General features: G+C 61.2%; 12 protein-coding genes. 9 read left to right on the forward strand and 3 right to left on the reverse strand.

Translation table 11 applies throughout. The features are described 5' to 3' along the window. Positions 1-3: 3 nt before the first annotated feature. The 4 genes from ACLFLU_RS39270 to ACLFLU_RS39285 are packed head-to-tail and all read left to right on the forward strand — an operon-like array spanning position 4 to position 3,688. Entirely contained in the window at positions 4-909 is a 906-nt protein-coding gene (locus tag ACLFLU_RS39270) for a 3-keto-5-aminohexanoate cleavage protein (RefSeq protein ID WP_426409979.1), read from the forward strand. Between the two features lie 18 nt (positions 910-927). Then, the gene (locus ACLFLU_RS39275; protein WP_426414169.1) at positions 928-1,941 is read left to right on the forward strand and encodes a quinone oxidoreductase family protein; all 1,014 of its coding nucleotides are present in this window, start codon (positions 928-930) and stop codon (positions 1,939-1,941) included. A 2-nt stretch (positions 1,942-1,943) separates the two neighbouring features. Then, on the forward strand, positions 1,944-2,303 hold the full coding sequence (locus ACLFLU_RS39280) for a cupin domain-containing protein (RefSeq protein WP_426409980.1): 360 nt from the start codon (positions 1,944-1,946) through the stop codon (positions 2,301-2,303). Positions 2,304-2,335: 32 nt separating this feature from the next. Next, a complete protein-coding gene (locus ACLFLU_RS39285) occupies positions 2,336-3,688 on the forward strand; it encodes a dicarboxylate/amino acid:cation symporter (protein ID WP_426409981.1) in 1,353 nt (450 codons plus the stop codon). A 162-nt stretch (positions 3,689-3,850) separates the two neighbouring features. Here ACLFLU_RS39285 and ACLFLU_RS39290 read toward each other — a convergent pair whose 3' ends face one another. Continuing rightward, on the reverse strand, positions 3,851-4,660 hold the full coding sequence (locus tag ACLFLU_RS39290; RefSeq protein WP_426409982.1) for a helix-turn-helix transcriptional regulator: 810 nt from the start codon (positions 4,658-4,660) through the stop codon (positions 3,851-3,853). Positions 4,661-4,843: 183 nt separating this feature from the next. Between ACLFLU_RS39290 and ACLFLU_RS39295 the strand changes: the two genes are divergently transcribed. The 5 genes from ACLFLU_RS39295 (at position 4,844) to lhgO (ending at position 10,908) form a co-directional block, all read left to right on the forward strand. Further along, entirely contained in the window at positions 4,844-6,355 is a 1,512-nt protein-coding gene (locus ACLFLU_RS39295; protein WP_426409983.1) for a sugar ABC transporter ATP-binding protein, read from the forward strand. Continuing rightward, on the forward strand, positions 6,355-7,422 hold the full coding sequence (locus tag ACLFLU_RS39300) for an ABC transporter permease (RefSeq protein ID WP_426409984.1): 1,068 nt from the start codon (positions 6,355-6,357) through the stop codon (positions 7,420-7,422). The genes ACLFLU_RS39295 and ACLFLU_RS39300 overlap by 1 nt, the downstream gene beginning before the upstream one ends. Positions 7,423-7,477: 55 nt before the next feature. Continuing rightward, positions 7,478-8,590: a substrate-binding domain-containing protein gene (locus ACLFLU_RS39305; RefSeq protein WP_426409985.1), complete on the forward strand. Its 1,113-nt coding sequence runs from the start codon at positions 7,478-7,480 to the stop codon at positions 8,588-8,590. Between the two features lie 122 nt (positions 8,591-8,712). Then, on the forward strand, positions 8,713-9,630 hold the full coding sequence (locus tag ACLFLU_RS39310; protein WP_426409986.1) for a polysaccharide deacetylase family protein: 918 nt from the start codon (positions 8,713-8,715) through the stop codon (positions 9,628-9,630). 57 nt (positions 9,631-9,687) lie between these two features. Further along, positions 9,688-10,908 carry an L-2-hydroxyglutarate oxidase gene (gene lhgO / locus ACLFLU_RS39315; RefSeq protein ID WP_426409987.1) on the forward strand — a complete coding sequence of 407 codons (1,221 nt, stop codon included), beginning with the start codon at positions 9,688-9,690 and terminating at the stop codon, positions 10,906-10,908. Positions 10,909-11,129: 221 nt separating this feature from the next. Here lhgO and cyoD read toward each other — a convergent pair whose 3' ends face one another. Both cyoD and ACLFLU_RS39325 read right to left on the reverse strand, forming a co-directional pair. Next, a complete protein-coding gene (gene cyoD / locus ACLFLU_RS39320; RefSeq protein ID WP_426409988.1) occupies positions 11,130-11,525 on the reverse strand; it encodes a cytochrome o ubiquinol oxidase subunit IV in 396 nt (131 codons plus the stop codon). Then, positions 11,522-12,109: a cytochrome (ubi)quinol oxidase subunit III gene (locus ACLFLU_RS39325; protein WP_426409989.1), complete on the reverse strand. Its 588-nt coding sequence runs from the start codon at positions 12,107-12,109 to the stop codon at positions 11,522-11,524. The genes cyoD and ACLFLU_RS39325 overlap by 4 nt, the downstream gene beginning before the upstream one ends. Positions 12,110-12,116 lie beyond the last annotated feature (7 nt).

Consider the following 12,116-nt stretch of genomic DNA (forward strand, 5'->3'; position numbering starts at 1 on the left):
TCCATGCGAACTCCACGCGACAAGGTCATCATCACCTGCGCGGTGACCGGCAATCTCACGACGCCCGAACAGACCCCGCATCTGCCGATCACACCGCAACAGATCGCCGATGCCTGCCTCGGCGCCGCAGACGCGGGCGCGGCCATCGTCCACATCCACGTGCGCGATCCCCTGACCGGGCGACCGTCGATGCTGCTCGACCACTATGTCGACGTCGTGCAGCGCATCCGCGCAGTCAATCCCGAGCTCATCCTCAATATCACGACCGGTCCGGGCGGCCGCTTCGTGCCGTCGCAGGACGATCCGAAGGTGGCGGCCGAGGGAACGACCTTGATGGTGCCGGAGAAGCGGGTCGAACACATCGTCGCATTGGGACCCGACATCTGCACTTTGGATCTCAACACCATGAATTCCGGCCGGGAGGTCGTGATCAATACGCCCGGCAACGTCCGTCGCATGGCGAAAGTGATCAGCGAGGCTGGCGTCAAGCCGGAGATCGAGCTGTTCGATTCCGGCGACATCGCGCTGATGAATGATCTCATCGCCGACGGCACGCTGAGTGGGCCGGTGCTGTGCTCCTTCGTCATGGGTGTGCGCTACGGCTTCCAGCCTTCCCCTGAAACCGTCCTCTACGCACGCAATCTGTTGCCTGAAGGTACCGAGTTCACCGCCATCGGCATCGGCAAGGCCGCGTTCACGACGGTGGCACAGTCCTATCTCGCCGGCGGTCATGTTCGGGTCGGCCTCGAGGACTCCGTCTATCTCTCGCGCGGCCGGCTTGCCGTTTCCAATGCCGAGATGGCGACCAAAGCGCGCCGCATCGTCGAGGACCTCGGCGGCACGATCGCGACCGTCGAGGAGGCACGCCGCATCGTGGGCCTGCCGCATTCAGCCAAAAGCGCAGCATAGGAACGGCCCGTGGACATCATGACCAAAGCGAAGGCGAACCTCGTCGTCGAAGCCACCAGCGTGCGGCTCAACGCCAAGGCCGCCGACACCTCATCGATCGAGCCCGTCGTCGAACAGCAATCACTGTCCCGGCGAGCGAACGAGGCCATCGTCGCCATCGACGCCGCGGGCGTCAATCCATCCGATGTGAAGGCCGCTACCGGCTTGATGCCCTACGCGGTGTTTCCGCGGACGCCGGGCCGCGACTTCGCCGGACGAGTGATCGACGGCCCGAGCGAATGGGTCGGCAAATCCGTGTTCGGCACGTCCGGCGATCTCGGCATCCGCCGCGACGGCACGCATGCATCGCATCTGGTCGTGGAAACGGCGGCGCTGGTCGAAAAGCCCGCCGGCATCTCGATGGATGAAGCTGCCGGACTGGGCGTACCGTTCGTGACGGCCATCGAAGGCTTCCGCCGATCCGGCCGACCGAAGCCCGGCGAGCATGTTCTCGTGATGGGCGTCAATGGCAAGGTCGGGCAGGCGGCGGTGCAGCTTGCGACCTGGCGAGGCGCCAAGGTGATCGGCGTGGTGCGCAAGGACGAAGCCTATGAAGGCCACACCAATGCTCCGGTCGAGATCGTCAACTCCGCCACGACCGACGTTGCAAAGCGGGTCCGCGAGCTGACCGACGGCAAGGGCGCCGATATCGTCTTCAATACGGTCGGCGACCCCTATTTCGACGATGCCCACCATTCCCTTGCAAAAGACGGGCGGCAGATCCTGATCGCGGCCATCCACAAGGTCGTGCAATTCAACATCCTGGAATTCTACCGGGGGCGGCACACCTATGTCGGGATCGACACCCTTGCCTTCTCCTCGATCGAGAGCGCCGACGTCTTGCGCAGTGTGCAGTCCGGCTTCGCCGACGGCTCCCTTCGACCCTTCCCGATCACGGGCAACGCCATCTATTCCCTGGCCGACGCGAAAGCGGCCTACACCGCGGTAATCGGATCGTCACGCGACCGCATCGTGCTTCGTCCGGGGACTTGATCATGCACGTCGTTCGCTTCGCCGACGCGCCGGAATACACCGCGCCGGGCCATCAGGATATGGCGATGGTCCGCCTGCAAGGCAGAGAGGCTGGTCCCTCCTCCGACCTCTGGATCGGCGTGTCGGTGATCGCCCCTGGCGGCGGGACGACACTGTCCTCATCGCCGCAGGAGAAGATGTATGTGGTGCTCGACGGCACCCTCCATGTCTCAAACAGCGAGACCGAAATAACGCTGGGCAAGTGGGATTCCTGCCGCATTGCCGGCGGCGAGGACCGCCGGCTGGCCAACAGGACGGAGGCACCGGTGACGGTGCTCCTGGTGATGCCGCTCACGGCCGACGAGCGCCAGCGGGGTCTGTAATCAATATTCAACATAACGACTGGGAGAAACCGATGAGCACGAGCTCGACCGGACGATCAAGGAAGCCGTTCTACACCATTCTGTACGTGCAGGTCCTGGCTGCGATCGCGCTCGCGATCGTTCTGGGGCACTACTGGCCCGGCATCGCGGTCGACATGAAGCCGTTCGGCGACGGCTTCATCAAGCTGATCAAGATGGTGATCGCGCTCGCGATATTCTGTACAGTCGTAACCGGCATCGCCGGCATGTCGGACATGAAGAAAGTGAGCCGCGTCGGCGGCAAGGCACTTCTCTATTTCGAGATCCTCTCGACACTGGCCCTGCTGATCGGATTCGTTGCCGCCCATGTGGCGGCCCCGGGCACCGGCTTCAACGTCGATCCGGCGACACTGGACGTGAAGGCGGTCGCGCAATACGCCGGCAAGGCGAAAGAGCAAACCATCGCCGAATTTCTACTCAACATCATCCCGAATACCGTCATCGACGCATTCGCGCGCGGCGACATTCTTCCGGTGGTCCTGGTCTCGATCCTGTTCGGATGCGTCCTGTCTCGACTCGGCGAGCGCGCCAAGCCTATTCGCGACACGATCGATGCCGGATCGCTGCTGATTTTCGGCGCGATCAACGTGATCATGCGTTTCGCGCCGATCGGCGCATTCGGGGCCATGGCGTTCACGGTCGGCCGTTACGGCATCGCCTCACTCGGACCGTTGGTCAAGCTCGTCGGGCTGTTTTACCTGTCCTCGGCGCTGTTTGTGTTCGGGGTTCTCGGACCGATCGCATGGTGGTCGGGTTTCAGCATCTGGAAGTTCCTGGTCTACATCAAGGAGGAGATCCTGATCGTGTTGGGAACGTCTTCCTCCGATCCGGTGCTACCGAGCCTCATGGAGAAGCTGGAGAAACTCGGCTGCTCCAAGCCCGTCGTCGGCTTGGTCGTTCCGACCGGTTATGTCTTCAATACGGACGGCTCGTCGATCTACATGACGCTTGCAGCACTCTTCGTCGCGCAGGCGACCAACACCGACCTCTCGATCTCGCAGCAGATCGCGATCTTCGCCGTCGCCATGCTCACGTCGAAGGGGGCAAGCGGAGTGACCGGGGCTTCCTTCATCGCGCTCGTCGGCACGTTGTCCGTCGTTCCGACCATTCCGGTGGCAGGCATGGCGCTCATTCTCGGTATCGACCGTTTCATGAGCGAAGCCAGAGCCCTGGTGAACGTCATCGGCAACGGCGTGGCGACACTCGTGATCGCGCGGACCGAAGGCGAGCTCGATTTGGCTCGCCTTAACGCCGTGCTCGACGGTAGGGTGGAGGAGAGCGAGATGGCGGGCACCTCGGCCGATCATATCGGCAACAAGCCAGTCCCCGTGCGCCATCAGGCGTAGATGCCTCGCCGGAGTCCGGAAGGAGACCTGCATTGGTTTCGGTTGTCTATCAATCGTTGCCGATGCAGGTTGTCTTCGGCGAGGGAACGTCGGAACGACTGGAGAACAACGTCCTTCACCCGACCGGTCGATGTCTAACCGCGAGGGGAAACCTTTCTCACCTTATCTAAATGACTTCGCATAGGTTGAGGGGGTCTTGCCAACATAGCTCAGAAATGCGCTGGAAAAGGCAGAACTGCTTGAAAAGCCGACCTCGAAAGCAATTTCGGTGACTGACTTGCGCTTCTTTCGCAACATGTCCATGGCTCGGTTCATGCGCAATTCGCAAATGAAATCCCTCCAGGTTTGGCCGAGTTCGGCCTGCATGTGCCGCCGCAGCGTGCGTTCCGACATGCCGGCATGCCGAGCCACCGTAGACAGCGCAACGCCCGGCCCCCGGGACCGCGCAAACTCGATCGCCCGCTGCATGGCAGTGGTGTGCGCGTAGGGTGTCCAGAGGATGCGCTCTTGCCGGAACCATTCGGGCAGCATGTCACCGATGGTGACAAAGTAGCTTTTTGCACGGCGATGCCCGGCCTGCGCTACCCCCCATTTCATTCCGTGCTCGATCACGGCATCGGCAAACATATTCACCGGTCCAACCCAGCAGCCTTCATGGTGCCAGGAAACTTCGGCGTGACAGAATTTTAGCACGCGTCCCGATGCCGGCCTCCGTGCTCGCACGGCGAACTGCCGCCCCTGGGGAATATAAACCATGTGGCTCTCCGGGATGACCCACTGACCGGCATGGCCGAAAAGCTCGATCTCTCCCGTCGTGCAAACCACGAGCTGCCCGCCGGCCTCCTCCCGGGTGTAATAGTCGAACCGAGTTCTCTCGAAGCTTAGTGCATGACTATTGCCGCCGGGCTGCACCGCAAAAAGTGCTCGGCCCCTGCTGTCCTGACCGTCGAATGCTTGCAGGTCTGTGCGCATCCATCGCTCTCTGTTCGTCTGCAGCCGCTTCAGGCCGGCAGAACGATATTGTCCGATATTCGACAAACAATGACCGATCATCGAATGTCGGACTTGTCCGATAATTGGTAGAACTTACACAAATCAAGATTACCGGACAAGCCGCCGGCCCGGGAGAATTCGCCTATGAGAGTGGAGGCCAGTGTGGCTCCTGCCACGCCGATTCTCAGCATCGAGAATTTGTCGAAGCGGTTCGGCGGCACGCAGGCCGTTGCAGATGTGAGCTTGAGCGTCTGCGCGGGAGAAATCGTCGCGCTGCTCGGTGAAAACGGCGCGGGCAAATCAACACTCATCAAGATGCTCGCCGGGGTTCACGCTCCCGATCAGGGGCGCTTCGCCTACTGCGGTGAAGACTTCGATCCGCGCCGTGCCCATGATGGCATCGCCTTCATCCATCAGGATCTCGGCCTGATTGGCTGGATGACGGTCGCAGAAAACATTTGCCTGATGCAGAACCGCTATCCACGCCGCTTCGGCATGATCGACTGGCGAGCCGCCAGGCGCAATGCTTTGGAAGCACTGGCGCTGGTATCGGACACCATCGATCCGGACGCGCGCGTGCAGGACCTGACTCGAACGGAAAAATCGCTCGTGGCCATCACCCGGGCATTGGCGCGGCGGGCACGCTTGCTGGTTCTCGACGAGCCAACCGCAAGCTTACCGCAATCCGATGTAGAGATGTTGCACGCAGTGCTCCGTCGCCTTCGCGATAACGGGGTGGCGATGATCTACGTCTCGCACCGGCTGGACGAGGTCTTTGCCATTGCCGACCGTGTCGTCGTGCTGCGCGACGGCTTTCTCGTGGGCAATGAACTCATCGACGACCTCTCGGGTGACCGGTTGATCCGCATGATCATCGGACGTGAGGTGGAGGAGATGTTCGTTCACGCCGAACCGGCAACCGATGCGCCCGTGGTACTGCGGCTGGAATCTCTCGAAACCGCAAATGTTGGTCCTGTTGATCTGGAACTTCGCCGTGGAGAGGTCATAGGCCTAGTAGGCCTGCGCGGCGCTGGGCAGGACGAGGTCGGTCGAGCCCTGTTCGGTACAGCGCCTATCACCAGTGGGCGAGTGATCCTGGCCAACGGCGAAAGGCTCGAAACAGCCCATCCATTCGATTCCATCAGGCAGGGGATCGGCTTGGTTGCCGGCGACCGCAACAAAGAGTCGGTGGCCGCGGGTCTATCGGTCAAGGAGAACCTGTTTCTCAATCCAGCACTGACCGGCCGTGGCCTCTTGAGCTTTCGAACGGATGCCGACGAGGCGGAAGAAGCACAACTGATCGGCCGGCGGTTTGACATCCGCCCCAACGACCCGTCTGCGCCCATCGAGACACTGTCCGGAGGTAACCAGCAAAAGGTCGTCATGGCGCGCTGGATGGAGGTGCGCGGATCGGTGCTGATCCTCGAGGACCCGACTGCTGGCGTCGACGTGGGTTCGAAGGCCGAGCTCTATGCACTGCTGGCGAAGGCTCTGCAGGATGGTCTCGCCATTCTCCTGATCTCTACCGATTTCGAGGAGGTCGCTGCCCTCAGCCATCGCGCGTGCGTGTTCCATGATGGCCAAATCGTTTCGCATCTACCGGGTCATGCACTGTCCGTCGAGGCGCTCCTCAATGCAGCGTCCCTTGAAAGCAACAGCCGGGAGAAAATGTGATGCAATCACTTGAATCGAACGCCATTGAACCCACCGCTGCGGAACTGCGCGGGCTTCCGCCCCTTGGCAAACTGGTGAAGCTGCTGCCGGTCTACGGCTTGCCGGTGCTCACGCTGTTGCTGATTGTCCTCTTCTCAGTTTTGTTGCCGGAGACCTTTCCCACTTGGGTGAACCTGCGCGCCATCCTCGGGGAAAAATCGGTGATCGCCCTGTTGTCGCTTGCCGCGATGATCCCCATGATGACCGGCCGGATCGATCTCACGGTCGGCTACGGCATCGTCATCTGGCACATCCTGGCGATCAGCCTCCAAACTACCTATGGTTTCAGCTGGCCGGCAGCAGTGGCTATCGTGGTGATCGGTGGCTGTCTTCTCGGCATCCTGAACGGGCTGCTGGTCGAGGTTGCGAAGATCGACAGCTTCATCGCGACGCTCGGTACTGGCACGATCATCTACGCGGTAGCGCTTTGGTACACCGGCGGACGCCAGGTTATCGGGTTGCTCCCCTCGGCATTTACCTCGATCTACACGGCCAATCTATTCGGCCTTCCGGTTGCTGCCTTCTACGTGCTGGCACTCGCGCTCGTGCTGTGGATCATCGCCGAACACCTGCCGATCGGACGCAATCTTTATGCAATCGGCGCAAACCAGCGCGCGGCGGAGCTGAACGGCATCCGCACTTGGCGCTTCGTTATGGGTGCCTTCATTGGCTCCGGCGTTATTGGCGCCTTCGCTGGGATCGTTCTGGCTGCAAAGCTCCGGATCGGCCAAGCCTCGGTGGGGCTGGAATTTCTGCTCCCCGCTCTTGTCGGTGCCTTCCTCGGTTCCACAACGATCAAGCCCGGACGCGTGAACGTGTGGGGCACCGTCATAGGCGTCATCATCCTTGCCGTCGGCATCTCGGGCATACAGCAGGTAGGCGGTGCCTTCTATGTAGAGCCGCTGTTCAACGGCGCGACCCTCTTGATCGCCATCGGCATCGCTGGATTTGCCCAGCGCCGCCGGGGATCGGTGCGCACTTCCCGTCGTCCCGGGAGCATAGCCGCCGCCAAGGCCAAACCTGACTAGCCGCAGCTCATCTACAACGCAATTCGAAGACCGTCTTTTGAGGAGGAGGAAGGAAATGAAGTCCCTGTTGCAAGGTACTGCTCTGGCTACCGTTGCTCTCGTCAGCACATTCGCAGGCGCGGCGACCGTCTTGGCCGACCCAATCAGCGACGCCAAGAACTATGTGGCAGAAATTACCAAGCCTAATCCGCCGTGGACTGGCCCAACAGCAGGCCCAACGGCCCGCAAGAACAAGTCCATTGTTTACGTTGCAGCCGATCTTCGCAATGGCGGTGTGCTCGGCGTATCGAAGGGAGTGGAGGAAGCCTCGAAGGCAATCGGCTGGAAGGTGCGGGTGATCGATGGCCAAGGTAGCGTATCGGGACGCTCGGCTGCGCTTCAGCAGGCAATCGCGCTGAAGCCCGACGGGATCGTTCTCGGTTCGGTCGACGCCAAGGAACAGGCCGAGCTCATCCGTCAGGCAGACGAAGCTGGGACTAAGATCGTGGGCTGGCATTCCACCGCCAGCACCGGGCCGGCACCAGGCCAGAAGATATTCACCAATATTACCACCAATCCCTTGGAGATCTCAAAAGCGGCCGCCTCATTCGTCGTAGCCGATAGTGACGGTAAGGCAGGCGTGGTCATCTTCACGGACTCGGTCTACGAGATCGCCATCGCCAAATCCGACGCGATGGCCGCGGTGATCAAGGGCTGCGGCGGCTGCAAGATCCTATCGGTGGAAGATACTCCTCTCGCCGAAGCCTCGACACGTATGCCACCGCTCACAAACTCGCTCATCCAACGGTTCGGCGACAAGTGGACTTACTCGCTCACCATCAACGACTTGCCGATCGATTTTATGACCGCGGCGCTCCAATCGGCAGGTAAGGCCGCCGACGGCTTTCCGCGTAACGTCTCGGCAGGCGACGGCTCGCAAGCTGCGTTCCAGCGCATACAGCAGAGCTATTATCAGTCGGGAACGGTCGCCGAGCCGTTGAGCCTACACGGCTGGCAAGCCGTCGACGAGCTGAACCGAGCTTTCGCCGGTGAGAAAGACTCCGGCTACGTCGTTCCGGTTCACCTATTCCTCCCGCAAAACGTGAAGAAGGATGGCGGGGATCGCTTCGCCTTCGATCCGGATAATGGCTATCGCGATGCCTATCGCAAAATCTGGGGCGTGAACTGACATCTCTTTCACGGCGGGAGGTCGCAATCCTGCGACGTCCCGCAATCAGATCTTCGAATCGACCCGTCCCCTATGCAGGTCCGGCATCGGAAGCGAGGGGCGGAACACTTCAGGAGGACATCATGACCAAAACGTTCTGGCCCGACGACATTCGCCTGGTCATCTCGATTTCAATGCAGTTTGAGGCTGGCGGTGAAGCCCCTTACGGTCCAGGCGGCCCGTTCTCGGGATTTATCGATATGGACCCCGCGTATCCCGACTTTCCGACGAAGAGCTGGTATCGCTACGGCTATGTCGAGGGTCTTCAGCGGATGATGGACCTTTGGGACAAGCACCGGATCAAGGTCACATCACACATGGTAGGAACAGCGGTCGATCGTAGTCCTGCCGTCGCAAAGGAAATCGTCGAGCGTGGTCACGAGGCGGCCGCCCACGGCCGCGACTGGATTCTTCAAGTCGACCTTCAGGAGGAGGACGAACGAAAATTCATTCACGACAATGTAGAGTCGATCCGCCGTGCGACCGGCATCGCTCCCAGCGGCTACAACGGCGCAGCGATGCGCGGCACGATCAATACCCTGAAAATTCTTCAGGATGAGGGCTTCAAATACCACATCGACGACGTCAGCCGAGACGAGCCTTTCCTGATCCCGGTGCGGGGTAAGGATTTCGCTGTGGTGCCCTATTCGCTGACCCTGAACGATATCGTCCAGTTCGAGGGCTACAAGTTCACCAACACCGAATATGAGCGCCAATTGAAGGACGAGTTCGATGTCCTCTACGAGGAAGCCGGGCGTCGCCGGCGCATGATGTCGATCTCCACCCACGACCGTGTCCAAGGACGCCCCTTCCGCGTCCGCTCGCTCGATCGCTTCCTTGACTATGCGTTGAAGCATCGGGGCGTCGTTTGCCTACGCAAAGACCAGATAGCCGACTTCGCACTCAGCGAACCGACGATCATCCGCGACCAGAACCCGCATGACGAATGGGCGGAGTGGGAGCGCATGCATGGCAAGCAGGTGATCCGGCCGATTGCGTGACCCGACCGCAATCAGGCGAGCCGGACACCCGAGCCCGTGCAAGCGGAATGGAATTCCATGATCGATATCACCCTTATCGGCGGCGGGATCGTCGGCATCGCGACGGCTCTAGAATTGCAGCGGCGCTGGCCTGGCCTGTCGATCCGCGTGTTGGAGAAGGAAAAGAGCCTTGGCCAGCATCAGACAGGGCGCAATAGCGGCGTGATCCATGCAGGCATCTACTATGCTCCCGGCAGCCTGAAGGCGCGCTTCTGCCGGGAGGGACTGGAAGCGACGGTCCGCTTCTGTGTCGAACACGGCCTGCCCTACGAGCAATGCGGCAAGCTACTGGTCGCCACCGATGCCCGGGAGGTCGAACGGCTGAATGCGTTGGCCGATCGCGCGCTCAGGAACGGCCTCGACGTGCGGCAAGTGACGACCGCCGAACTGCGAGAGATCGAGCCCAATGTCACCGGTCTTTTGGCGCTTCTCAGCCCCGCGACAGGCATTGCCAACTACCGCCGTATGGTCAACTGCATGGCCAGCATTTTCTCCAGCCATGGAGGTGAGATTTGCACCGGCGCCGAAGTCATCGACATACGCGAAGACCGCGATGCAGTGACGCTCGTGCTGGCGTCGGGCGAGACCGTGAAGACACGCCAGGTAATTGCCTGCGCCGGATTGCAGGCCGATCGGCTGGCACGGATGAGCGGGCTGAACGAGGACTTCGCCATAGTTCCGTTCAGGGGCGAATACTTCCGGCTGGCGACGAGGTGCGATCGAGTCGTGCGGCACTTGATCTATCCCGTGCCGGACCCCGCCCTGCCCTTCCTCGGCATTCATCTGACACGAATGATCGACGGCTACGTCACTGTCGGCCCCAATGCGGTGCTGTCACTGTCCCGCGAGGGATACGGCAAATTTGCCGCCAGCAGCCGCGACATGACAGATATGGCCCTGTTTCCTGGTTTCTGGCGCACGATCGCCGCCAACCTGAAGACCGGCTTGTCGGAAATGGGAAATTCGGTACTTCGCACGCGATATCTGCGCGCCTGCCAGCGCTATTGCCCCTCACTCGAATTGTCGGATCTCGAGCCACATCCGCCCGGCATCCGCGCTCAGGCCGTGATGCGAAACGGAACACTCGTGCATGATTTCCTTATCCGCCAGTCGGCGCGAACCATCCACATCTGCAACGCCCCTTCGCCAGCGGCGACCTCTGCCATCCCGATCGCTCGCCACATCTGTCAGCTCGCATCTGAAGCCTTTTCGTTAAAAGCTCCCGCGCGATCCATCTGACCTGCCCGCATCTGCCGAACCTTGTACCGCGGCTTTTGAGTCGGAAGCGGACTTTGAGGGTGACAGACGGCATCATGGAGAGCCGTGCCTCTGCCGGACTTGCGTCGAACACCCCGATAGCGACCGTCAGATCATGTCGTTTGTGGCAGCCGAACTCCTGGAGGGCGTTGTCGCGATCGACATCGGTGACAGGATCACCTGCCGCCCTCGCCGGCGGCTGCTCAATGCTGCATGTGCAGGTTCATGATCTCGGCGGTCGGCATCATGCCGTCATTCAGATCCGCCATGATCACGAGCGACCCGACGACGACCAGGGTCACGATCAGAACGCCGAACGCTAGCGCCATTACGTTGTTGGTGTTGTCCGGCCCGGTGGTGACGTGCAGAAAGAATACCAGATGGACGCCCATCTGTGCGATCGCAAGCACGGTCAGGCCGAGGGAAATACCACCAGCCCAGAGCAGCGTCGTGTTCGCGACCCAGAACGACATCGCGGTGAGCACCGCCGCAAGAGCCAATCCGATCGTGTAAACGAGCACGCCGGAGGTTGTTCCCTGTTCGATGTCGGGAAGCGCCGAGGCGTCGCCGGGCGCGCGATCATATCGCGTGTCGGTCATGGAGCAACTCCCATAAGATAGATAACCGTGAACAGCCAGACCCAGACGATGTCGAGGGCGTGCCAGAACAATGAGAAGCAGAGCAGTCGTCGCTCGACGGTCGGATGAAAGCCCTTGACCGCGACCTGAGCCATCATCACCACGAGCCATATCAGGCCGACGGTGACGTGCAGCCCGTGACAGCCAACGACCGTAAAGAAGGCTGAAAGGAAGGCGCTGCGCTGCGGTGCGGCTCCGATCGCGATCATGCCGGCAAACTCCCGCACTTCCAGCGCGAGGAAGCAGGCCCCGAGCACGAGGGTCGCGAGCGCAGCCAGATAGGTACGGCCATAATTGCGGGAACCGATGGCCATGGACATCAACCCGCAAGTGTAGCTCGAGGCAAGAAGACAGCCGGTCTCGAGAGCAACGCTGCGCTGGCTGAATAGCTGCGCGCCTCCGAGGCCGCCAGCGGTCGCGCGCGCAAGCACCGCGTAAGCGGCGAAGAGCGCGGCAAACATTATGATGTCGCTCAGGAGGAAGACCCAGAACCCGTAACCGACCACGATCCGACTTGCGGCCGGCCCGGCCTCGCTTGTGCTCATGCGCGGC

The organism is Bradyrhizobium ganzhouense (assembly GCF_049949285.1).
GTDB lineage: Bacteria > Pseudomonadota > Alphaproteobacteria > Rhizobiales > Xanthobacteraceae > Bradyrhizobium > Bradyrhizobium ganzhouense.